This is a genomic window from Duganella sp. Dugasp56 (assembly GCF_047304105.1).
GTDB lineage: Bacteria > Pseudomonadota > Gammaproteobacteria > Burkholderiales > Burkholderiaceae_D > Rugamonas > Rugamonas hordei.
The window spans coordinates 70,146-94,687 of record NZ_JBGLYQ010000005.1 but is presented as its reverse complement, the minus strand read 5'-3'; the positions used below and the strand labels follow the sequence as shown (position 1 = coordinate 94,687).

At 65.8% G+C, this 24,542-nt stretch carries 14 protein-coding genes; 10 read left to right on the top strand and 4 right to left on the bottom strand.

Annotated elements, in window-relative coordinates; genetic code table 11:
* Positions 1 to 104 precede the first annotated feature (104 nt).
* The gene (locus ACCD07_RS04595; protein ID WP_413446639.1) at positions 105 to 1,685 is read right to left on the bottom strand and encodes a CehA/McbA family metallohydrolase; all 1,581 of its coding nucleotides are present in this window, start codon (positions 1,683 to 1,685) and stop codon (positions 105 to 107) included.
* A gap of 178 nt (positions 1,686 to 1,863) precedes the next feature.
* On the opposite strand from ACCD07_RS04595, the gene ACCD07_RS04590 reads away from it, so the two are divergent.
* The 5 genes from ACCD07_RS04590 to ACCD07_RS04570 are packed head-to-tail and all read left to right on the top strand — an operon-like array spanning position 1,864 to position 15,038.
* Positions 1,864 to 5,034 carry a CHASE domain-containing protein gene (locus ACCD07_RS04590; protein ID WP_413446638.1) on the top strand — a complete coding sequence of 1,057 codons (3,171 nt, stop codon included), beginning with the start codon at positions 1,864 to 1,866 and terminating at the stop codon, positions 5,032 to 5,034.
* 36 nt (positions 5,035 to 5,070) lie between these two features.
* On the top strand, positions 5,071 to 8,475 hold the full coding sequence (recC, locus tag ACCD07_RS04585; RefSeq protein WP_413446637.1) for an exodeoxyribonuclease V subunit gamma: 3,405 nt from the start codon (positions 5,071 to 5,073) through the stop codon (positions 8,473 to 8,475).
* On the top strand, positions 8,472 to 12,221 hold the full coding sequence (gene recB / locus ACCD07_RS04580) for an exodeoxyribonuclease V subunit beta (protein WP_413446636.1): 3,750 nt from the start codon (positions 8,472 to 8,474) through the stop codon (positions 12,219 to 12,221). The genes recC and recB overlap by 4 nt, the downstream gene beginning before the upstream one ends.
* On the top strand, positions 12,211 to 14,178 hold the full coding sequence (recD, locus tag ACCD07_RS04575) for an exodeoxyribonuclease V subunit alpha (RefSeq protein ID WP_413446635.1): 1,968 nt from the start codon (positions 12,211 to 12,213) through the stop codon (positions 14,176 to 14,178). The genes recB and recD overlap by 11 nt, the downstream gene beginning before the upstream one ends.
* A 29-nt stretch (positions 14,179 to 14,207) precedes the next feature.
* On the top strand, positions 14,208 to 15,038 hold the full coding sequence (locus tag ACCD07_RS04570; protein WP_413446634.1) for an SDR family NAD(P)-dependent oxidoreductase: 831 nt from the start codon (positions 14,208 to 14,210) through the stop codon (positions 15,036 to 15,038).
* A 15-nt stretch (positions 15,039 to 15,053) separates the two neighbouring features.
* On the opposite strand, the gene ACCD07_RS04565 is transcribed toward ACCD07_RS04570, so the two are convergent.
* From ACCD07_RS04565 to ACCD07_RS04555, 3 genes are all read right to left on the bottom strand, one after another.
* Complete coding sequence (locus ACCD07_RS04565) at positions 15,054 to 15,926, bottom strand: serine hydrolase (protein ID WP_413446633.1); 873 nt, start codon at positions 15,924 to 15,926, stop codon at positions 15,054 to 15,056.
* A 222-nt stretch (positions 15,927 to 16,148) separates the two neighbouring features.
* A complete protein-coding gene (locus ACCD07_RS04560) occupies positions 16,149 to 16,370 on the bottom strand; it encodes a TOBE domain-containing protein (RefSeq protein WP_019919846.1) in 222 nt (73 codons plus the stop codon).
* A 95-nt stretch (positions 16,371 to 16,465) separates the two neighbouring features.
* The gene (locus ACCD07_RS04555) at positions 16,466 to 17,488 is read right to left on the bottom strand and encodes a sulfate ABC transporter substrate-binding protein (RefSeq protein ID WP_413446632.1); all 1,023 of its coding nucleotides are present in this window, start codon (positions 17,486 to 17,488) and stop codon (positions 16,466 to 16,468) included.
* 300 nt (positions 17,489 to 17,788) lie between these two features.
* Between ACCD07_RS04555 and ACCD07_RS04550 the strand changes: the two genes are divergently transcribed.
* The 5 genes from ACCD07_RS04550 (at position 17,789) to ACCD07_RS04530 (ending at position 24,542) form a co-directional block, all read left to right on the top strand.
* Positions 17,789 to 18,334 (top strand): GNAT family N-acetyltransferase, encoded by a 546-nt coding sequence (locus tag ACCD07_RS04550; protein WP_413446631.1) that lies wholly within the window; start codon positions 17,789 to 17,791, stop codon positions 18,332 to 18,334.
* A 146-nt stretch (positions 18,335 to 18,480) separates the two neighbouring features.
* Complete coding sequence (locus ACCD07_RS04545; protein WP_413446630.1) at positions 18,481 to 21,687, top strand: type VI secretion system Vgr family protein; 3,207 nt, start codon at positions 18,481 to 18,483, stop codon at positions 21,685 to 21,687.
* Positions 21,688 to 21,694: 7 nt separating this feature from the next.
* Positions 21,695 to 22,234, top strand: a complete 540-nt coding sequence (locus tag ACCD07_RS04540; RefSeq protein WP_413446629.1) for a hypothetical protein — start codon at positions 21,695 to 21,697, stop codon at positions 22,232 to 22,234.
* A gap of 14 nt (positions 22,235 to 22,248) precedes the next feature.
* Positions 22,249 to 23,928 carry a LysM peptidoglycan-binding domain-containing protein gene (locus ACCD07_RS04535; protein WP_413446628.1) on the top strand — a complete coding sequence of 560 codons (1,680 nt, stop codon included), beginning with the start codon at positions 22,249 to 22,251 and terminating at the stop codon, positions 23,926 to 23,928.
* A gap of 11 nt (positions 23,929 to 23,939) precedes the next feature.
* A complete protein-coding gene (locus tag ACCD07_RS04530) occupies positions 23,940 to 24,542 on the top strand; it encodes a hypothetical protein (protein WP_413446627.1) in 603 nt (200 codons plus the stop codon).

Below are 24,542 nucleotides of genomic sequence, written 5' to 3'. Positions count from 1 at the left end.
TAGTAATTATCCCATTTTATCAATTTGACAATCGGCGCGTCAGATTTTTTTCGTCAAAGGAAGACTACTGCAATTAAATTTTCCGTAGCGCACGATTGCAGGGCTCAGCGACCGGCTTGGCTGACCCATATTGGCGCACTCCACAGTATTTTGCCATCATCCTGTGTCACCCGTGCGTAGTAAAAATGTTCGCCGGCCGCCGGCGTGACGACGGCCCTGGTTTTTGCGCCCAGTTTGGTCACCGTGCCGTTGCGTCCGGGCACGCCCTGGAACAGCGCGATCGCGGCGGGATTGTGGCCGTTGCCGCTGGTGTAGCGGACTTGCAGCGTCAGTTTGCCGCGATTGCGGAAGCGTTCGCCCATCGGATGGCCGTTGCCGGTCAACAGCAGTTGGGCATGCTTGTCCATCGTGGCGAATACGCGACGCGCGCGCAGCGCGGCCAGCAGGCTGTCGTTGTCCAGCGCCACGCCGCGCTCCAGCAGCACGCCCGTCCGGTTGCCGTACGCCGCGCCCCAGTTGGCGCAATGGTTGTCCTGGTTGCTGCTGAAGGCCAGGTGATAGCCGGCCTCGAGCAGCTTGTTGCAGGCGGCTTCGTAGTTGCTCAAATGGGTCTCGCCCTCGTCTTCATGGGTGGAAAAGGCGCTGCTGTTCATCACTTCGCACAGCAGCATGACCTCGTCGCCGTCCGCCGTCCACGCCAGCGGCTTGCCCTCGACGGCGAACTGGTCGTTTTGCGGATGGTTGAACTGGCCCGCCCAGCCGCGCGCGCGCATCAGGCTGTACAGGCCGGCGTAGTCGCCTTTCGGCGTTTCCGCGTCTGCCAGCAACTCGCCCTGGGCATTGCGCTCCCAGCCCAGCAGTTCGTTGCTGTTCAGTATGTTGAGGTGGCCGCCATGGTTGATGACGCCCCATTCCTGGCCGTAGATGGCGAGGAAATCCGGGTGCTCCCGGTTCCAGTCCGCCGCCTTCTGCAGGCCGCTGCGGTACAGGGCCAGCGCTGCGGCCCGGTCGGCGCCGGCGTTGGTGCCGTCCGAGCCGTCGTACATATGATTGTGCTCGGACGTCATCAGGAACCGCAGGCCATGCCGCTGCGCGTAGTCGTAGGCGTCCGACGGGCCGAGCGCGGCGCTTTGCGGCGGCTGCGCGCCGTCGCAATGGTCCAGCGCGCCGCCGCCGTCGCTGTGGTTGGTCTGGCTGTGCAGGTTGCCGAGGTGGACGGCGTAGGGCAGGGCGTCCGGCGCGGCCGCGGCCAGCGATGGCGCCAGGGAAGTGGCAGGTCTGACCGCGGCCCGGCCCACCGCGACCTCCCAGCTTTGCTCGATGTCGGGCTCGTTGTCGACGCGCGCCCGCAGCCGCAACCGGTAGATGCCGCTGCGCAGGCCGGGCCGGGGGCGCCACGGTATCGCCACGTCGACTGGCGTATCGGTCAACGATTGTTGCTTGCGCCACAAGCGTATGCGGCGGCCGTCCGGCGCCAGCAGTTCCAGTCGCCAGCGCAGCGTGCGCGTCTGCTGCGCTCCCGGTGCGGAAAAGTGCAGCCGCAGCGTGCGACCGCCGGCGGCGTCCGCCCGGAATGGCGCCACCAGCACGGCCTCGAACTCCTGATGGTCGGCAATGCCGGCATGGCTAGCATGCGGCAGGGCACTGAGAGTTCCCAGGAAAATTATTATGGGAATAGCGCGCATGATGAACTCCTGAACAACAGACTCATCATTTAGAGCGCGCCTTAGCGCATAAGGTTCCCTTCAATAGTGACGATTTATCGCTCTGAATTCTAACCAATTCTTGCACTGGTTCCCGCGCGGCATTAATAGTATGCTGCTGTGATGCAAAATTATCCCAAAATCCCACCGGTGGCGGCGCATGCTGAAAACGGGTAACAAGCCCAAGAAGGTCGCCGGTTCGCGCCTGCTGTTCTGGACGGCCGGCATCGCGCTGGCCCTGGCGGTCGGCGCGGTGCTGGCCGGCGCCGCGTCGCGCATCGTGGATGCCGCCGCCGCCCAGCGTTTCGAGAACCTGGCGCGCAGCGCGCAGTACGGCATCTCGGCCCGCATCAAGTCCTATTCGGACCTGACGCGCGGGCTGGTGTCGCTGTTTCAGACCACCGACAGCCTGAGTCGCCAGCAATTTCACCAGTATGTGGCCAACCTTGATATCCCACGGTATTTTCCGGCGATCGAGGCGGTGACCTGGGCGCCGCTGGTCACCGACGCCCAGCGCGACGCCTTTGTCGCCGGCGTGCGCGCCGACGGCTTTTCCGGCTTCGACATCAAGCCGGCCGGACGCCGCCCCCATTACGCGGTGCTGACCTATCTGGAGCCGGCCTCGATGCAGCAGGAAAAAATGGGCGCCGACCTGGCGTTCAATCCGGCGCAGGACAAGGCCCTGGCGGCATCGCGCGACAGCGGCCAGGTTGGCGCGTCGGGGCTGCCCATCGTGGTCAACGGCTCGACGCCGCACATCGGCCTGGCGATACGGCTGCCGGTCTACCGCCGCAACATGCCGCTCGACGATGTCGCCGCGCGCCGCGCCGCCTACCTGGGATCGGTCGGCATCGGCTTCAGCGTGCCCAAGCTGGTGCAGGGGGCGATCGACGAGATGACGGTGCGCCAGGTGCACCTGGTCCTGTACGCGGACGGCAGCACCGATGTCGAACAGCGCCGCTTGGTGATCGAGAAGACCGACCGCCTGCTGTTCAACGACGACGGCTCGATGACGGCGCCGCGCGCGCCGCAAGCGCAGCGCGGCGATTATTTTGAATCCGTGCTGCCCATCGATTTCAACGGCAGCCTGTGGAAGGCGCATTTCCAGGTGCGCAAGAACGAACTGCTGAGCGGTTTCGATTTCTACTTTCCGTGGATCGCCGGCGGCACCGGCTTCGCCGGCACGCTGCTGTTGTACAGCTACTTCTTCGTGCTGTACGCGTCGCGCCGGCGCGCGCTGAAGCAGGGCGTGCTGCTTGACACGGTGTTGAACAACGTCGACGCCCACGTCTACATGAAGGACCACAACCGGCGCTACATCTACGTCAACGCCAAGCTGGCCGATGCGATGGGTAAGCCGGTGCACGACATCGTGGGCCGGCTCGATCGCGAGCTGATGCCGACCGCCGCCGCCGACGCCGAGTGGGCGCTGGAACAGCCGGCGTTCGCCGACAACGTCAAGCGCTCTGGCGAGGCGCAGCATGTCGGCCGCGACGGCGTGGTGCAGCATCAATGGACCGTCAAGGTGCCGGTAGAAATCGGCCGCACCGTGACGGCGGTGATCGGGCTGTCGACCGACGTCACCGAGCTGCATAGATTGAAGGAAGAGGCGGATACGGCCAACCAGGCCAAGAGCGATTTCCTGTCCAACATGAGCCATGAAATCCGCACGCCGATGAACAGCATCATCGGCATGGCGCACCTGGCGCTGAAATCGGTCACCCATCCCAAGCAGCGCGACTACCTGCAGAAGATTTATCACTCGGGCCAGCACCTGCTGGGCATCATCAACGACATCCTGGACTTCTCCAAGATCGAAGCGGGCAAGATGGAGCTGGAGGTGCTGGACTTTACGCTCGACGCGCTGCTGGCCAACATCTCCAGCCAGCTGGGCGAGAGCGCTTCGGCCAAGGGACTGGAACTGGTGTTCGAGGTGGGAGCCGGCTTGTCGCAGCCGCTGCGCGGCGATCCGTTGCGGCTGGAGCAGGTGCTGCTGAACTTTACCAGCAACGCCATCAAGTTTTCGGAGCAGGGCAAGGTGTACATCCGCGCGCGGCCGCTGGAAGACCGCGACAGCCACACGCTGGTGCGCTTCGAAGTGGAGGACCGCGGCATCGGCATGACGCCGGAACAGGTGCAGCAGCTGTTCCAGTCCTTCCACCAGGCCGACACCTCGACCACGCGCCGCTACGGCGGCACAGGACTGGGACTGGTCATCAGCAAGCAGCTGGTGGAGCTGATGGGCGGCGGCGTCGGCGTCGACAGCGAGCCGGGCTCCGGCAGCACCTTCTGGTTCACCGCGCGCCTGGCCAAGGGCGTCAGCTTGCTGCGCGCCAGCGACGATTCGGTGCAGCCCGATGTGCTGGACACCATACGCGGCGCGTCCATCCTGCTGGTGGAGGACAATATCTTCAGCCAGCAGGTCGGCCAGGAGCTGCTGGAGGACGCCGGCGCCACCGTCTGCGTGGCCAACAACGGCAAGGAGGCGATCGATCTTCTGCTCAAGGAGCGTTTCGATTGCGTGCTGATGGACGTGCAGATGCCGGTGATGGACGGCTATGAGACCACGCGCCTGATCCGCTCGCATCCCAAGCTGTCGGCCACGCTGATCATCGCGATGACCGCCAACGCCGGCCGCGACGACCAGGAGCGCTGCCTGGAGGCGGGCATGGACGAATTTGTCACCAAGCCGATCGCGCCCAAGCAGCTGTTCAACATGCTGTCGAAGTGGATGAGCCAGAGGGCGCGCGCCGCCGCCCCGGTGCGGCCGCTGGCGCCACCGCCGCCGTCCTATTTCACGATGGCCGATGGCGGTCCGACCGCCGCCGCGACCGCGATGTTCGCGAACATGCAGCCGCCGCTGCAAACGATGACGAGCGGCACGGCGCCCGCGCCGGTGCCCATCGCAGCGCCTGCGACGGTGCCCGCGACGGCACCCATCGCAGCGCCTGCGACGGTGCCCGCGACGGCGCCCGACGACGCCGAACTGTTCGACGTCGCGATGCTGGCCCAGACCTTTGGCGGCAAGACCGACAAGATGCGCAAGTACGCGCTGCTGTTCCTGGAATCGGCCAGGGATGCCCTGGTGGAGATCGACGCGGCGCTGGCGCAGGGCGACCTGGCGCAGTTGTCGGAACTGGGCCACCGCACCAAATCGGCCGCTCGCGCCGTGGGTGCCATGCGCTTCGGGAACCTGTGCCTGGCGCTGGAACAGGTGCGCAAGGACCCTGACAGCACCAACGCCGGCGAGCTGGTACGGCAGATGCACGCCATGCTCGCTGTGCTGAACGATCATATCGCTCAGGAACTGCTGGCATACGACCCCGGCTAGAGCGATAATACGGGCACTATCCTCACGAAGAGCCCTATGCATTCGAGCATCACCCCCGGCCTGCTGATTTTGCACGGTAATCAAATGGAGCAGTTGCGCGCCGCCGTGTTCCAGTGGCTGCGCAACCATCCGCTCGGGGCGCTGGAATCGGACATCTTCCTGGTGCAGTCGAATGGCGTGGCCGAATGGCTGAAGATCGCGCTGGCCGAGGAAATGCGGGTCTGCGCGGCCACCCGCGTGGCGCTGCCTGCACGCTTTCTGTGGGAAACCTATCGCGGCATGCTGGGACGCGACCGCGTGCCGGTCCGTTCCGCCTTCGACAAAGGCCCGCTGACGTGGCGCCTGATGCGTCTGTTGCCCACCTTGCTGGCCGATCCCGTGTTCACGCCGCTGCGCCATTTCCTGGCCGACGGCGAGGCGGAGCGGCGGCTGCAGCTGGCCGAGCGCCTGGCCGACCTGTTCGACCAATACCAGGTCTACCGCGCCGACTGGCTCGACGATTGGGCGCATGGTCGCGACCAGATGCGCAACGCACGTGGCGAAGCCGTGCCGCTGCCGGAAGACCAGCGCTGGCAAGGCCAGTTGTGGCGCTCCGTCATCGCCGACGTCGAGCCGCACGAGCGGGATCTGGGCCGGGCCACCGTCCACACCGAATTCGTGCGCGCCAGCGCGGCCGGCGAAGCGCCGCTCGGCCGGCTGCCGCGCCGCATCGTCATCTTTGGCGTGTCGGCGCTGCCGTACCAGAGCTTGCAGGCGCTGGCCTCGCTGGCGCGCTACACGCAGGTGGTGCTGGCGGTGCCGAACCCTTGCCAGTTCTACTGGGGCGACATCATCGAAGGCCGCGACCTGCTGCGTTCCGCGCATCGCCGCCAGCAGCTGCGCAACGGCCAGGACCTGGGCGCGATTCCGCTGGAGGAACTGCATGCGCACAGCCATCCGCTGCTGGCCAGCTGGGGGCGGCAGGGCCGCGACTTCATCCGCATGCTGGACGAATTCGACGAAGCCTCGGCCGCAGCAGCCGCCGAGAATGACGACGTTGCACCGTTGCGCATCGACCTGTTCAGCGAAGGCGAGGGCGATACGCTGCTGTCGCAGGTGCAGGCGGCCATACGCGACCTGCTGCCGCTGTCCGAACACCCGCAGGTCCCTCCGCCGGACGACGACCGTTCGATCGAATTCCACATCACCCACAGCGTGCAGCGTGAAGTCGAAGTGCTGCACGACCGGCTGTTGAAGATGTTCGCCGACGACGGCAAGCTGCGTCCGCGCGACGTGGTGGTGATGGTGCCGGATATCGACACCTTCTCGGCCGCGATCCACGCGGTGTTCGCGCAGTATCGCCGCAGCGATCCGCGCTACATTCCGTTTGAGATCGGCGACGTCAACGACCGCAGCGTCAATCCGCTGCTGGTGGCGCTGGAATGGCTGCTGCGGTTGCCGCAGCAGCGCTGCCGCCAGAGCGAAGTGCGCGACCTGCTGGACGTGCCGGCGCTGGCCGCGCGTTTCGGCCTGAGCCAGGACGATCTGCCGACGCTGGGTTTGTGGATCGAAGGCGCCGGCGTGCGCTGGGGGCTCGATCCCGAGCACCGCGCCGGTTTGGGCCTGGGCGCGGCCGGCGTGCAGAATTCGTGGCTGTTCGGCGTGCGCCGCATGTTGCTCGGCTACGCCAGCGGCGACGGCGAGGCCTTTGCCGGCATCGAACCGTTTTCCGAAGTGGGCGGGCTGGATGCCGCGCTGGCGGGATCGCTGGCGCAACTGGTCGAAGCGCTGCTGCACTGGCGCGAGGTGCTGGCGCAATCGCGCTCGCCGGCCGAGTGGGGCGTGCAGGCCCGCGCGCTGCTGGCGGCTTTCTTCAAGGCCGGCGAGGAGGGCGACCGCCTGACGCTGGCGCAGCTGGACGATGCGCTCAACAACTGGCTGGAAACCTGCGAAGGCGCGGCCTACGACGAAGCGGTGCCACTGGCCGTGCTGCGCGAGGCGTGGCTTGGCCTGCTGGACGAACCGACGCTGAACCACCAGTTCGTTTCCGGCGGCGTCACCTTCTGCACGCTGATGCCGATGCGCGCGGTGCCGTTCCGCGTGGTCTGCCTGCTGGGCATGAACGACGGCGACTTCCCGCGCCGTGCGCCGAAGGCCGACTTCGACCTGCTGTCGCAGCCGGGCATGGCCCGCCCCGGCGACCGCTCGCGCCGCGACGACGACCGCTACCTGATGCTGGAGGCGCTGCTGGCCGCGCGCGACAAGCTGTATATCAGCTGGGTCGGCCGCAATGTCCGCGACAACAGCGAGCAGCCGCCGTCGGTGCTGGTGTCGCAACTGCGCGATTACCTGGTCAACGGATGGCAGCTGGACCCGCACGCACGCACCACGGAACACGCCTTGCAGCCGTTCAGCCGGCGTTATTTCGAGGCCGGCGGCCTGCTGACCTATGCGCGCGAATGGCGCGAGGCCCATGGCGACGAGATCGCCGACGGTGCGAACGCCGAGCTGCCGCCCTACGAAATCGACGACAAGTACCGCCTCAAGCTGTCGACGCTGACCAATTTCATGCGCCAGCCGGCGCGCTTCTTCTTCCGCCAGCGCCTGGGCGTGATGTTCGGCGACGCGGCGATGGTGGGCGAGGACGAAGAGCCGTTTTCCCTCACCGGGCTGGAACGCTATCAGCTGGAAGACGAGATGCTGGGCGGCGACGCGGAGGATGAGGACATCGGCCAGGTCTACGACAAGCTGACCGAACGCGCGGAAGAACTGGTGCGCAAGGGCGTGCTGCCGATAGGCCTGATCGGCCAGCAATACCGGCATCAACTGGTGGAAGCGCTGGCGCCGGTGCGCAGCGCGTGGCTGATCCTGCGCCAGCACTATCCGCTGCCGGCGCCCAAGGTGGCGCTGAACCTGATGCTGGCCGGCGTGCCGCTGGACGACTGGATCGACCAGTTGCGCAGCAACGGCAGCGAGACGGTGTGGCTGACGCAGATGTCGTCCAAGGTCACCGACAAGCAGGGCAAGCCGCGCGGCGACAAGCTGATCGCGATGTGGCTGCGCCAGCTGGCCGTGGCGGCGGCCGGCCTGCCGGTCAGCGGCTACCTGGTGGCGCGCGACGCCATCGTCACCATGAAGCCGCTGCCGCAGGCAGAGGCGCAGGAAGCCCTGCGCGAGCTGGTGTGCCTGTGGCGCGACGGCATGAACCGGCCGTTGCCGACCGCCTGCAAGACCGCGCTGTCGCTGGCGCAGGGCGGCGATCCGCGCGCGGTGTACGACGGCGGCTTCGAGATCTCCGGCGAAAACGATGACCTGTGCCTGGCGCGCCTGTGGCCGGATTTCGCCGCGCTCAGCGCCGAACCGGATTTCGCCGATGTCTCGCAAGCGCTGTATGGCCCGCTGGCCGACTGGCTGGAACAACAGATTACGATAGCCGCGATAGCCGGCGAGGACGCAGCATGAGCAGCATCAGTATCACCGCCAACCAGCTCGATCCGCTGACCTTCCCGCTGCACGGCTCGCGCCTGATCGAGGCCAGCGCCGGCACCGGCAAGACCTGGACCATCGCCGCGCTGTACGTGCGGCTGGTGCTGGGTCACGGCGGAGAGAACGGCTTCCGCCGGCCCTTGCTGCCGGCCGATATCCTGGTGATGACCTTCACCCGCGCCGCTACGCGCGAGCTGTCGAACCGCGTCCGCGAGCGGCTGGTGGAAGCTGCGGCCTACTTCCGCGGCTACGCGGCGATGGGCCTCGGCGGCGGGCATGACAGCTATCTGGACGCCATCCTCGAATCTTACCCAAGCCACGCCGAGCAGCAGCAGGCCGCGCACCGCCTGATGCTGGCGGCGGAAACGATGGACGAAGCGGCCATCTTCACCATCGACGCATGGTGCCAGCGCATGTTGCGCGAGCACGCCTTCGACAGCGGCAGCCTGTTCGACGAAGAGCTGGTCAGCGACGAGCAGGCCCTGTTCGAAGACGCCGCGCACGACTACTGGCGCCAGCAGGTCTATCCGCTCGACGCCGTCGCGCTGGATGCGCTGCTGTCATGTTGGGGCGACGTCGGCGCGTTGAAGAAATCGATACGCGAGTTGGTCAAACGCGCCGACATCATCGGCGAGGCCAGCACCGACACCCTGGCCGGGCTGATCGCGGCCGTACAGCGCGAGCAGCAGGCGCAGCTGGCTGGCCTGAAGGCCGGCTGGGTGGAGCGCGCCAACCGCATGGAACAATGGATCGCCACGGAACGCGTGCTCTCGCCCAAATGCTTCAATGGGAACAAGATGCGCGCCGAGTCGCTGGCCAGCTGGTTCAACGGCTTGCGCGCGTGGGCCGGGGATGCCGCCATGGTCATGCCCGACATTTCGGACACCGCCTGGAAGCGCCTGACGCCGTACGGCCTTGAAGACGCCTTTTCGAAAGGCTACACCGCCGTGATCCCCGACGACTTCGACGCGATCGAGCCGCTGAAAAGAGCGCTGGACGACATCGAACCGCTGTCGCACGCGCTGTACCGCCACGCCGCCGCCGCCGTCGCCAGGCGGATGGACGAGCTGAAGAAACGCGGCCGCCAGTTCGGTTTCGCCGACATGCTGGACCGCCTGAACGCCGCGCTGCAAGGCGAGAACGCCGCCGCCCTGCGCAAGCGCATCACCGACCAGTATCCCGTGGCGATGGTCGACGAATTCCAGGATACGGCGCCGAACCAGTACCAGATCTTCAACCTGCTGTACCGCGTGGCCGACGACGACGCCGAAACAGGCCTGTTCCTGATCGGCGATCCGAAGCAATCGATCTACGGCTTCCGTGGCGCCGACATCCACAGCTACCTGTCCGCCCGCCGCGCCACGGCCGGCCGCCATTACCAGCTGGGCACCAACTACCGTTCCACCAAGCCGGTGGTGGAGGCGGTCAATCATCTGTTCATGCATGCCGAAGGCCAGCCGGCGGAAGGCGGCTTTGGACGCGGCGCGTTCCGCTTCCGCGATCCCGGCACGCGCGACAATCCGCTGCCGTTCGAAGCGGTCGGCGCTAAGGGCCGCGATGAACGAATGGTCAACGCCGACGGCGACGTGCCGGCGCTGGTCATTGCTTGCAGCGCGACGCAGGATTTGAAGGCGGACGGCTATCGCGAATTCTTCGCGTGGCACTGCGCCGAGCAGATCGTCGCGCAGCTCAACGACGAGCGCATTGGTTTCGATGGCCCCAAAGGATTTGTGCGCCTGCAGCCGGCCGATATCGCCGTGCTGGTGCGCGACCGCAAGGAGGCGTCGGCCATCCGTCGCGCGCTGCAGCGGCGCGGCGTTCCCAGCGTCTACCTGTCGGACAAGGATTCGGTGACCGACAGCGAGGAAGCTGCCGATGTGCTGCGCTGGCTGTCCGCCGTCGCCAGCCCGCTGGACGGCGCTCTGGCGCGTGCCGCCTTCGCGACCCGCACCACCGGCCTGCCGCTGGCGGAGCTGGCGTTGCTGTCGTCGGATGAACTGGCGTGGGAAGCGCGCGTCGAGCAGTTGAAGGCGCTGCATATCGTCTGGCAGCGGCAGGGCGTGCTGGCGATGCTGCGCCGCTTCATCCACGAGCTGAAATTGCCGGCCGCCTTGCTGCAGCAACCGGGCGGCGAGCGCCGCCTGACCAACCTGCTGCACCTGGCCGAGCTGCTGCAGTCGGCCAGCCGCCAGCTCGATGGCGAACAGGCGCTGATACGCTGGCTGGCCGAGCAGATCGAAGGTGGCGAGGGCGGCGGCGACGAGCGCGTGCTGCGCCTGGAAAGCGACGCGGAGCTGGTCAAGGTCGTCACCGTACACAAGTCGAAGGGCCTGGAATATCCGCTGGTGTACCTGCCGTTTGCGGTTACTGCGCGCAAGGTCGAGCGCCGCAACCGCAGCTTCTTCGAATTCAGCGACGAAGACGGCGTGCGGCAGATCGACATGGCGTTGACCGATACGGCGATGGAGCTGGTCGAACGCGCGCGCCTGCAGGAGGATTTGCGGCTGCTGTACGTGGCGCTGACCCGCGCCCGCCATTTCCTCTGGCTGGGCGTGACCGCGCTGGCCGCGCGCAAGGCGGGTGACAACACGCTGCACGAATCGGCGCTGGGCTACCTGCTGACCGGCGGCGAGGCGCTGCCGTCAGACCTGATGATGGAGCGCTGGGGCCATGCCTGCAAAGGCTGCGACGGCATCAGCATCGAAACGCTGGACATGGCGATGTCGCAGTTCACGCGCCTGAGCCGCATCGAGGAACGCCCGCCGTTGCTGGACCCGCAGCAGTACACCGGACGCTTCGAGCGCGATTGGTCGGTGGGCAGTTTCAGCTCGCTGGCGCGCCGCACCGGACCGACCGGCACCATCGGCACCGCCGTGGATGCGCCGCAGGCGCCGGTGCCGCGCGACGGCCTGCAGGAAAACCTGCTGGAGGGCGCCGACCTGCCGGCCATGACGCTGGCGGGCCGCGTGGAAGACGCACCGTGGCATCGCTTCCCGCGCGGTTCGGTGCCGGGTAACTTCCTGCACGAGCAATTGGAGTGGATGGGGCAGGAGGGCTTCGCCATCGTCAACCACGAAACGTTCGAATCGCGCCTGACGCGGCGGGTCGAGCGCGCCGGCTGGGGCAATCGCCTCGACGACACGCTGACCTGGCTGCGCGAGATCGCCGGCACCACCTTGCCGTACCTGGATGCGCCGCTGAGCGCCATCGAATCGCCACTGCCGGAGATGGAATTCTGGTTCCCCAGCGAGCGCCTGAGCACCGGTGCGCTGGACGGACTGTGCGCGACGCATCTGCTGGGCGGCGCTGCCCGGCCCGCGCTGCCCGAGCGCCAGCTGCACGGCATGCTGAAAGGCTTTGCCGACCTGGTGTTCGAGCACGAGGGCCGGTTCTGGGTGCTGGACTATAAATCCAACGCGCTGGGCGCCGGCGACGCGGCCTATCACCAGCCGGCACTGGTGGCGGCCATGGCCGAGCACCGCTACGACATCCAGGGCGCGATCTACATGCTGGCGCTGCACCGGCTGCTGCAAAGCCGCTTGGGCGACAGCTACGATCCCGCCGAGCACTTGGGCGGGGCGATCTTCCTGTTCTTGCGCGGCATTGCGAACACGCAGACGCGCGGCTGCTACCTGATCGAACCCGATCCCGAATTATTGGATGGACTGGACCGTTTGCTGGACGATACCGGTGCGAAGCACGAGGCGGCACATGAGCATTGATACCTCCGCAGCGTTGCTTGCGCAAGTCGACACCTATACCGAGAACGGCCAGCTGCGCCGCTTGAGCGGAGCGTTTGCGCGCTTCATCGCCAGCGTCGGCACCAGTTCTCCGCCGCAGTTGATGGCGGCCTGCGTGCTGCTGTCGGAACTCGAAGGGCGCGGCCACAGCTGCCTGATGCTGGACGAACTGGCCGCCGATCCCTCCGCCCAGCTGGGCTGGACCAGCGACGAGTGGCGCGCCTTGCGCGACACCGCCGGCGCCTGGCCCAAGAATGCCGCCGCCTGGCGCGCGCTGCTGGCCGGCTGCGATCAGGTGTGGCCGGTGGGCGACCTGGATTTTCAGCAGCCTCTGGTGCTCGACGGTGAACGGTTGTACCTGCGCCGCTACTGGCGCGACGAAACGCTGGTCGCCGGCGCGGTACTCGGCCGCACGGCCGCGTCCAGTACATTGCCCGACGTGGCCGACATGCGCCGCTGGCTGGACATCCTGTTCCCGCACGCTCCGCGCGGCGGCGCCACCGACTGGCAGAAGATCGCCTGCGCGGTCGCCATGCGCGGCAAGCTGGGCATCATCACCGGCGGCCCCGGCACCGGCAAGACCTATACCGTCGCCCGCTTGCTGGCATTGCTGTTCGCCACGGCCGGCGAACGCCAGTCAGGCCTGCGCGTGGCGCTGGCCGCGCCGACCGGCAAGGCCGCCGCGCGCCTGAAGCAATCGATCGATTCCGCGCTGGACGACCTGGCTGAAAAAGTCGGCTCGACGCTGCCGCTGCGCGAACTGGCCAGCCGCATGGGCGCCGCCCGCACCTTGCACAGCCTGCTCGGCGCACGGCCGGACACACGCGCCTTCCAGCACCACGCCGGCAACCAGCTCGACGTCGACGTGCTGATTGTCGACGAGGCGTCGATGATCCACCTGGAGATGATGTCCGCGCTGCTGGCGGCCTTGCCCACGTCGGCCACGCTGATCCTGCTCGGCGACAAGGACCAGCTGGCGTCGGTGGAAGCGGGCGCCGTGCTGGGCGATCTGTGCCACAACGCCGAAGCCGGCGCCTACGACGCGGAAACCCTGGCCTATGTGCAGTCGTGCACCGGCCAGCAGATACCGGACAGCTACGCCGGCAACGGCGGCGCGATCGCCCGGCAGACCGTGATGCTGCGCGAGAGCCGCCGCTTCGGTGGACCGATCGGCCAGTTGGCGCTGGCCGTCAACGCCGGCGACGCCGCCGCATCGGTCGACGTGCTGCGCAACAGCGAGGACGGCAAGGTCGCCTGGATCGATCCGGCGCAGTCGTCCGACCTGCTGCAACTGGCGCTGGCGGGCCGTGCCGGCGCCGCCGGCGGCTACCAGGCTTATTTGAAAATGATCAAGGCCGGCGGCCCGGAAGGCGACGACGTCGCCCATCTGGCCTGGGTCAAGTCGGTGCTGACGAGCTTTGAAACCTTCCGCATCCTGTGCGCCGTGCGCGAAGGCGAATGGGGCGTGGCCGGCTTGAACGATGTGATCGAGCACCGGTTGCAATCGGCCGGCCTGCTGCGCCGCGGCGGCGAATGGTATGTCGGGCGGCCGGTCATGGTCACCCGCAACGACTACGGCACCGGCGTCTTCAACGGCGACATCGGCCTGACCTTGCCGGATCCGGCACGCCCCGGCGCGTTGCGCGTGTATTTCTCGGAAGGGGAAAACGTGCGCAGCGTGCTGGCCACGCGGCTCAGGAACGTCGAGACCGCATTCGCCATGACGGTACACAAATCGCAGGGCTCGGAGTTCCAGCACACTGTGCTGGTGCTGCCGAAAGACAGTGGCGGCATGCTGGCGCGGGAGCTGATTTACACCGGCATCACGCGCGCGCGCGACTACTTCACATTGCTCACGCCGAACGGCCAGGTGCTGCTCGACGCCATCGCACAACGCACCCAGCGCGCCAGCGGCTTGCGCGGGCTGCTGGGGAACTGACACATAACTACACTACAGGAGAACACAGCATGACATTGAAACTCGACGGCAAGGTAGCCCTGGTCACCGGATCGGGGCGCGGCATCGGCCGCGCGATCGCCCTCAAACTGGCAGGCGAAGGCGCGCGCATCGTCGTCAACGATCTGGACGAGGCGCCGGCGCAGGAGACCGTCGAGGCGATCCGCGCGGCGGGCGGCCAGGCGGTCGCCTGCGTCGGCAGCGTGATGGCGGTCGACTTTGCCGAGCGCTTCATCGGCACCGCCGTCAGCCAGTTCAACGGACTCGACATCATCATCAACAACGCCGGCTACACCTGGGACAACGTGATCCAGAAGATGAGCGACGAGCAGTGGCAGGCGATGCTGGACGTGCACCTGACGGCGCCGTTCCGCCTGCTGCGCGCGGCGCAGCCGGTGATCCGCGCCTATAGCAAGGCCGAGGCCGAGGCCGGCCGGCGCGTGGTGCGCAAGGTGGTGAATATCTCGTCGGTGGCCGGCCTGTTCGGCAATCCGGGCCAGGCCAACTATGCGGCGGCCAAGGCCGGCATCGTCGGCATGACGCAGACGCTGGCCAAGGAATGGGGACGGATGAACGTGACGGTCAACTGCGTGGCCTTCGGCTTCATCAAGACGCGCCTGACGTCAAGCACCGCCGACGCCGCCACCGCCAATATCGACGGCCGCGACATCAAGGTCGGCATCAACGCGGACATGCTGGATGTACTGGAGCGCAGCATTCCGCTGGGACGCGGCGGCACGCCGGACGAGGCGGCCGGCGCCGTGTACCTGTTGTGCATTCCCGAATCCGACTACATCAGCGGCGAGACGCTGATGTGTACCGGAGGCCTGACCGGGTTCTGAGCGTGGTCCGTGCGTTCAGGCCGCGCGGCGGGTGTGCCGGGCGGCTTTGGCGTGCTTCTTGTGGCGCGTGGCCGAGACCGTCATGACTTTCGGTTCGCCCTCCGGACCCGCGACAAAGCGGCGGATATTGAACGCGTCCATCAGACGGGCCGAGTTGGCCTTGGCGTTCAACAGCACCAGCGTGGCGTTCTTGCCGGCCGATTTGAAGCGCATGATCAGGCAGCGGCCGGCTTCCTCGGTGTAGCCGGTCTTGGACAGGCCGACATCCCAACCCTTGGCGCCAACCAGGCGGTTGGTGTTGTGATACTCCACCTTGCGACCCTTGATGTTGATGATGTCCTTGGTGTCGGTGGTGATGCGGCGGATGTCCGGATAGGCGGAGGCGGCGGTGGCCATCTTGACCAGGTCGGTCGCGGTCGAACGGTTGTTCGGCGACAGGCCGGTCGGCTCCTCGATCACGGTCTGGGTCAGGCCCAGCGCCTTGATCTTGGCGTTGACCGCCAGCTTGAACGCGGCCGGGCCGCCCGGATAGGTGCGGGCCAGCGAGGCGGCGGCGCGGTTATCCGACGACATCAGCGCCAGTTGCAGCACGTCGCGGCGGGCGATCTCGGCGCCGACCGGCACGCGCGAGGTGCTGTGCTTGAGCATGTCGACGTCGGTCTTGTCGATGCTGATGGGCGCGTCCATGTCCGGCTTGGAGTCCAGCACCACCATCGCGGTCATCAGCTTGGTCAGCGAGGCGATCGGCACCTGGACGTTGGCATTCTTTTCGAGCAGCACTTTGCCGGTGTCGTCTTCGACCACCAGCACTGACTGCGAACCGAGCGGTACCGCGAGCGCCGCCACGGTAAACGAACTCAGCAATACAGCGACAATTTTCTTGAGCATTTTGGGTATTCTTGGGAAAGAGGAGTTATCGGGCGTCAAGAATTGACGCTGCGCAAAACTAGTCTAGCTATGCGGCAATATTTCCTAAGGATAGAAGATAACATTAAAGTGGTTTCTCGTCTATTGTATGTAACCTACGGATTCCACTATTTTTGTCCCCAAGAATGTAAAAAGCCCTGAAACGGGAGCGTTCAGGGCTTTTTGGCGACTGCGGCGGCAGTTTCAGCTGCTTATTTTCGCTATGGAAACTTCTGTGGACTTCACCAGGGCGATCACTTCGCTGCCCACCTTTAAGTCCAGATCGTGGATCGAGCGCGAGGTGATCACCGAGGTGACGATGCCGTGCTGGGTTTCCACATCGACTTCCGAGACGACCGGTCCAAAGATGATTTCCTTGATTTTGCCCCGGAACTGGTTACGTACATTAATTTCAGAGATGGCCATCGTGCTTCCTTGTCTGTTGATACTGCGCTGGTTGATCCTGCGCTTCCAGATTAAGGGCATTGCGGCCGCTTGCAAACGAATCGATACGACTATCCTTATTTGTTTTGGTAAATCTTGTCGAATTCGCCGCCGTCGTCGAAGTGCTTCTTCTGCGCCGCTTTCCAGCCGCCGAAGACGTCATCCACGGTGAACAGGCTGATCTGGCGGAAGTTGGCGTTGTACTTCTTGAACGCGGCTTCCGAGCGCGGACGGAAGTAATGCTTGGCGATGATGTCCTGCGCCTGCTCGGTGTACAGGAAGTTCAGGTAGCCGGTGGCCTGCTTGCGGATGTTCTTGCGGTCGACCACCTTGTCGACCACCGCCACCGGCGATTCAGCCAGGATGGAGATCGACGGGTAGACCACCTCGAAGTTGTTGCCGAACTCGGCACGCACCAGGTTCACCTCGTTCTCGAAGGTCACCAGCACGTCGCCGATCTCACGCTGGGTGAAGGTGGTGGTGGCGCCGCGGCCGCCGGCGTCCAGCACCGGCACGTTCTTGAAGATCTTGCTCACCAGGTCGCGCGCCTGCGCTTCTGTGCCGCCTTTTTTCAGCACCGAGCCCCAGGCCGCCAGATAGGTGTAGCGGCCGTTGCCTGCCGTTTTAGGATTCGGGATGATGACTTTCACGCCGGGCTTGGCCAGGTCGGCCCAATCCTTGACCTGCTGCGGGTTGCCCTTGCGGACCAGGAACACCATGGTCGAGTAGAACGGCGCGGCGTTGTGCGGGAATTTCTTGGCCCAATCCTGCGCGACCAGGCCCTTGTCGGCCAGCATGTCGATGTCGTTGGCCTGGTTCATCGTGACGACCGCCGCCTCCATGCCGTCGGCCACCGAGCGGGCTTGCTTGGACGAGCCGCCGTGCGACTGGTTGACGTTGATGGTCTCGCCGGTGTTCTTCTTCCAGTCCGCCACGAAGACCGGGTTGATATCCTTGAACAGTTCGCGCGCGACGTCGTAGGAGGCGTTCAGCAGCACGGTTTCCGCGGCGTTGGCCTGCAATGGCAGGCCCAGCATGACGGCGGAAGCGGCCAGGAAGGACGACACGATCAGGCGGCGGGCAGGATTTTTGTTGGTCATAATGAGCTTTCGTAATAACAGTCACCCATGGTGTAAAATTTCGGCCGGAAAAGATACGAATTTTTCGTAATATGCTTAGAAGGTATGGTTCACACCGGGTTTCAGTGGAAACCGCATAACGATTTTTGAAAACATTCGTGGGCAAAAGCAGGGCCGGCCTCTAGGCTTAGCTCAGGCTGTGACGGTCAAGCGGGCGCGCCCGCAACGACTTTCGCCGCTTGGTGTATAGTCGGTTTCAGGCACTGAAGAAGGCGTAGATAAGCGCTTCATTTTTGCTATCGGGAATATTTGTGAGCGTACATGGGTCTTGAAATTCGGAGTCTGGAAATTCGTACCGCCGTTGCGGCCGATGCGGACGCGGCATGCACTGTTTTGCGTCGGTCGATCGCGGAATGTTGTGTGCAGGATCATAAGAACGATCCCGCCATCCTGGACGCGTGGCTGGGCAACAAGACACCGCAGATGGTGGCCAACTGGTTCGGTTCGCCAACCAATTTTTCGGTGGTCGCGGTCAGCGAAGGCGCGGTTGTCGGCGTCGCGCTGCTGACGGGGGCCGGCAAGCTGGCCCTGTGCTACCTGCTGCCGGAGGCGCGCGGCCAGGGCGTCGGCAAGGCGCTGCTGGCGCGTGTGGAGGAGCAGGCCTGCAGCTGGGGCGTGAAGGCGCTGCAGCTGCACAGCACGGCGACGGGGCAGGACTTCTTCGCCCGGCGCGGCTATGTCGACGCGGGCAAGGTCAGGTCGCCGTATGGCGTCGAAACCGTGTTCTACTGGAAGCAGCTCGACGCCAGCGCCGAGGCGCCGGACGGCACCAAGCGCAAGCGCTTCTGCAACTGTAATTCAGTCTGATCTCCCGCTGTTTTCCCGAGGCCGCCGTCCTGGCGGCCGAGCCCGATTCAATTGAATCACTCTTGCTCTAAAAATAATTATCGGGTCTAATTCGCGTTGCAAAATACTAATTTTAGTGTTTCGACATCGCCACGCGAGTTACCTTCATGTCAGCCCTGTTCGACAGCTTTACCCAAGACAGCCGTTTGCTTCGGCTCAGCACGCCGCTTGGCCCGGACCGGCTGGCGGCCGAGTGCCTGCGCGCCGAGGAGGCCGTCGGCGAGTGCTATGTGCTGCAGCTGACCGCCGTGTCGGCCGATGCCGCGATCCCGCTGAAATCGCTGATCGGCCAGCCGGTGCTGGTGGAATTGCTGACGGCGGGCCTGGACAGCTGGCGCCCGTTTCACGGCCATGTCACCGCCGCCGAATGCCTGGGGGCGGACGGCGGACTGGCGCGCTACAGCCTGACCATCGGCCCCTGGTATGCCTTCACCGCCATCGGCCGCGACAGCCGCGTGTTCCAGGACAAGACCGTGCTGGAGATACTCGACGCGCTGTTCGGCGGCTGGCAGGGGCTGGGCAAGCTGGCGCCGGCGTGGCGCTTCGACGTGCTGGATCCGGCCGTTTATCCGCGCCGCTCGCTGACCTGCCAGTATCAGGAATCGAACCAGGCGTTCGCCGAGCGGCTGATGCTGGAGGAAGGCTTGTTCTATTACTTCGAGCATCAGGGCGACGCAGGCAGCCCATCGCTGGGCAGCCATACGATGGTCATCGCCGATCACAACGGCAGCTTCCAGCCCAATGCGCAGCCGGCGATACGCTTTACGCAGCCGGGCGCGGTCATGCAGGAGGACAGCATGGACCGCTGGCGCACCGAACTGCGCTGGATACCCGACGCGCTGGAGATCGCCAGCTGGGACTACCGCAGCAACGGCACCCGCGCGGTCAGCGCGGCCAGTACCGGCGGCAATTCCGGCCTGGGCAGCCGCGACGCGCCCGGCGCCTACGCCTATGCGTCGCGCGAACAGGGACAGCGCATCGTCGACCAGCAATTGCAGGCGATGGAGGCGGGCCGCGAAGTGCATGTCGGCGCCGGCACCGTGCGCACGCTGGCGCCCGGCACCACCTTCACCTTGCAGGGACAGGCGGTGCTGGACCAGGCCGGCGACGACGGCGCGCGCACCTTCGCCGCGCTGCGGGTGGTGCACCTGGCCCACAACAACCTGAGCTCCGGCGTCAAACAGCAGGTCGTCTCCGCGCTGGGCACGAGCGCGCTCGAACAAGCCATCGCGGAGGACCAGGGCGCCAGCCTGCACGCGGTGGGCGACGCGATCGCCGAACGTCCGCTGTACCGCAACCGCGTCGAGGCGATCCGCAGCAGCGTGTCTTACCGCCGCAGCGAGGTCGACGGCCACGGCGTATTGCTGCATCCTAAGCCGACCGTCAGCGGCCAGCAGACCGCCATCGTCGTCGGGCCGGCGGGAGCGGTGGTGCATACCGACCGCGACCATCGTATCAAGGTGCAGTTCCACTGGCAGCGTGGCGAGCAGAGCCACAGCCGCCTGAATCATCCGGAAGCCGACAGCCACACCGGTGCGCCCGGTGACGACGGCGCCGGCACCTGGGTCCGCATCGCGACGCCGCTGGCGCCGGTGGCGGGCGCCAACTGGGGTTCGGTGGCGGTGCCGCGCGTGGGCACCGAAGTGCTGATCGACTTCATCGACGGCAATATCGACCGGCCGGTGGTTGTCGCCAGCGTGTACAACGGCAAGGGGCAGGGCGACGCCCAGCACAACCAGCTGTCGCAAGGCGCGGGCGCGGCGACCGGCAACGCGCCGGCCTGGTTCCCGGGCGAGGCCGGCGCGCACGCGCATGCGGCGGTGCTGTCGGGGATCAAGTCGCAAGTGATGGCGGCCAGCCAGAGCGGCAGCGGCGGCTACAGCCAGATGGTGTTCGACGACAGTCCCGGTGAAGCGCGCATGGCGCTGCAGCGGCACGCCGGCCCGCATACCGGCACGGACGAACTGAACCTTGGTCATCTGCGGCACCAGACCGACAACCAGCGCTTGGCTACCGCCGGCTTCGGCGCCGAGCTGAAGACTGAACATGCGGCCGCGCTGCGCGCCGGCCGCGGCATGCTGCTGTCGGCCGATGCGCGCAACGGCGGCGCCGGCGGCCATCTGGACTCGCGCGAAGCCGAGGCGCAGATCGGGCAGGCCAGTCAGTTGCAAACCACTCTGGCGGACCTGGCGCAAAAGCAGAACGTCGGCCTGAAGGACAGCAGCGGCGCGGCCGAACCGGCGCCTGACAAGCTGCCTGCGCTGGCGGACATGGCGCTCAGCGCCGAGGTCGTCGGCGCCACGCAGCAGGTTGCCGGCGCGGGCGCCTCCACCGGCGGAGCCGGCCAGGCCAGCGCGTACAGCGCCGCGCATCTGCAATTGTCGACGCCGTCCGGCATCGCCGCGGTTACGCCGGCCAGCGCCGTCGTCGCGGCCGGCGCCAGCACCAGCCTGACCGGCGGGCAGGACATCAATTTCGCCAGCCAGGGCAACAGTCTGCATACGGTGCGCAACGGCATCAGCCTGTTCAGCTACGGCAAGGCGACGGGCGCGGCCAAGCCGAACCAGGAAACCGGCATCAGGCTGCACGCGGCCAGCGGCAAGGTCAGCGCGCAAAGCCAGGCGGGCCTTACAACGCTGACCGCCGACAAGGCCATCACCGTGGCCAGCGTGAGCAAGAGCGTCAGCGTGGCGGCCAAGGAACACGTGATGCTGACCGCGCAGGGCGCTTATCTGAAGCTCGAAGGCGGCAACATCATGGTCCACGGCCCCGGCACGATGGCGTTCAAGGCCAGCATGAAAGAGTTGACGGGTCCGCGCGACGGCTCGCTGCCGTTGCCGAAACTGAACGCCGCCGGCAAGCTGGTCTACGATTTGAGCACCAAGGTGGTCATCGACCGGCAACTGCAGGACTTGATGCTGGCCAGCGGCGCCGGCGCGCTGCCCTACCGTTTCATCGATGCGCGCGGCAAGGTGGTGGCCAGCGGCGTGGTCAACGACGCCGGCACCACGGAGCGCGTGTTTCACCCTGCGCCAAGCGAGCTGGTGGTGGAGCTGGGCGAGCAGGGCGATTGGCACCGCGTGGTGCATGATGACGACGAGCCCGGCTGCGGCTGTGGCGAAGAGCACGACCCCGAACACGAGCACGAACATGAGCACGACGGACAAGCCGCCGCTGCGGGCGGCGATGACGACGCGGCGCCGGCGGCAAGTCCGATGCCGGAAATGGATCTGGCGTTTGCGCGGCAGCTGATCGACCAGTTGGTCTTCAGCGACGCCGACGTGCAACAGGCGATACAAGATGGAGAAGAATAGGATGGGAATGCGATACACAATGTGGGCCACGGCGATCGTCATGGCGGTGGCCGGCGCGGCGTCTGCCGCCACGCTCAATCCGGTGCCGGCCGTTGCCCAGATCAAGCTGGCCGAGGGTTATACGGATGTGAAGACGGGCGACATGACCCTGCGCATCATCAAGGCCCATGTCGGCAGCCCCGACGCGAGCGCGTTCGATACCTTTACCGTGTATGTACTGCCGCGCAAGGCCGGCGACCCGTGGCTGCAGGCCACCGTGCCCGGGCAAAAAGGCCTGGGCTACAACCTGCGCAGCTATGAAACGGCGGACGCCAACATCCAGTCGATCGCGTTCTACCAGCAGGGCGGCCAGCTGTACGCGGTGCAGGCGGCGCGCGCCAGCGGCGGCGCGGACACCAATATGGCCAAGGCCCGCGTCGACATCAAGGTCTTCAAATTCAACCGCGACTGGGACGTGCCGAAGTTCGACAACGAAGGCGCGATGAGCACCAAGGGCAGCTACCACGACGCGGCCGACGCCTTGCCGGGCGAATTCTTCGTCCACTGATCGCGAGCCGAGCCATGTTTGTGCGCGCCACCTATTACCGGGAACAAAAGACGGTCCACTACTTCGACGAGAATGGCGAGGAGACGCTGTACATCGGCGGCTCGTTCGCCTGGCGCATGCATAATCCGGGCAACCTGGCCAAGCCGGGCAAGCGCGTCATCACAACCTCGATCGGCCTGGCGCAGCGCACGTCCGACAAGCACAGCCTGTTCCTGATCTTCCCCGACAAGGAAACCGGCGAGAAGGAACGCATCCGCCTGCTGAAGGACGTGTACGGCAAGGACAGCATCGCCGACATGATGGAGCGCTATGCGCCGCGCAACGAGAACGACACCGACGGCTACACCGCCTCGATCAGCAAGGCGGCCGGCGTGTCCAGCGATACCGTGCTGAACGACATGAGCGACGCGCAGTTCGCCAGGATGGTCGAGGCGATGGGGCGCAAGGAAGGCTATATCGCAGGCAAGATCGTCAAGCTGGGCAAGCCGGCCGACGTGGCGCTGCGCGACAAGCTGCAGCAGCCGCTGGCGGGCCAGCAGGTGAAGGCGAAAAGCGGCGACAGGGAGGTGGCGCTGAAAACCGACCGTGCCGGCAACCTGCCTGTGCTGTATCCGGATCTGTTCGGCGACGTGTCGCTGTACTACGACCGGGGCGTGAAGAAGCTGGAGAAAATCGGCGACGTGCTGTCAGAGCATGCGAACTCCGCGCTGACTTTCATCGCGCCGTATTTCACGGTGAAGACGCAGCCGCGTGTGCATGAGCCGGCCAAGCCGCCGGCGCAGCCGGTGATCCACATCGTCAAGAAACATGAAACGCTGGCGGGCATCGCCGGCAAGTACGGCGTCAGCGTCGAAGCCTTGATCAAGGCAAACAACCTGAAGGATCCGGACAAGATTTTCGAGCGTCAGCATCTGCGGGTGCCGGGCAAGGGGGGCGCTGCGGCGGCTCCGACGCCAGCACCCAAGCCGGCTCCCGCGCCTGCGCCCGCGCGCAAGGCAGCGCCATCGCCCGGTCCGACGCCGGCGCCGGCCGCCGCACCCAAGCCGACGCCAGCACCGGCGCCTGCGCCGGCGGTCGCCGTCGATCATCAGCATACGGACAAGGAACACCCGGTGACGGTGGTCAGTTCGCCGACGCTGGAGTTGAGCGGACCCAAGTGGTGCGCGCGCTTCCCCGGCAGCAGATCGCTGGACACGCTGAACGCCAGGTTCAAGCCCAAGGCCAAGGCCTTTATCGACGCCATGCGCGCCGCAGGCATTTCGGTGACGGTCAACGCCACGTTGCGGCCGATCGAGCGTTCCTATTTGATGTATTACGCCTTCCGCATCTGCAAGGGCGACGACGTCACCAAGATTCCGCCTTGGGACGGTGTGAACATCGACTGGGCCCATCGCGACGCCAGCGGCAAGGCGGATGTGGCCGCAGCCAAGGCTGCCGCGCGTAAAATGTGCGACGGCTACAAACTGCATCCCGATTCAGCCAGGCAAAAGGTTGGCCGGCCCGGGCGTTCCCGGCATAATTTCGGCGGCGCGGTAGACATGGACCTGGCGGGCTACGCGCACAAGAAAATGAAAGACGCGAAAGGCGATGAAGTCGCCATTGCCGGATTTTCCTCGCTGGTCGCCATCGGCAGCACCTATGGCGTCAATTACTTCCCTTTAGAAAATATGCACTGGTCGGACACCGGCCACTGATGAAAACGACTATGTTCAATAAATTAATGCCTTGCCTGATTCTTTCCGCCCTGTTCGGCTGCAGCCAGGCCGACAGCGCCCCGGTCGTGGGCCTGTGGGAGAACCAGCCCGTGGTCACTGCGCAGATGAAGGTGCTGGCGCGGCCGAACTATGTGTTCACCGATCGCCAGTTGACGGAGCCGACGGTGTTTAGCGGCCTGCAGAACAACAGCGCCCAACTGATGGTGGTGTGTTGCGTCAAGGTGGGCAAGCCGGTGGCCGTCGATCTGAAAGCGGTGTTGCAAAAGTATGCGGGCGACCCCGAGTTCGTCAAGCACATGAAAAGCATCAAGGGCTTGCCGTATCTGTATGAAGCCGAACCGGTCGACAGCAAGCAATGGACCAGCCTGATGCAGACGGTGATGGATATCGCGTCAGACAAGAACGATCCGTCGCCGTACTCGGTGCCGGTGATCGCCGCCACGTTCGACAAGAAAGACGCGCTGCCGCTGGCCTTCCAGGTCGGCGGCCAGAACGCCAAGCTGACCATGCGCAGGGTGCAGGGCGCCGTACGCTATGAGTTCACGCTGGACGGCAAGGTCACGGGCTTCTCGGAAGACCTGGACCCGCACTGA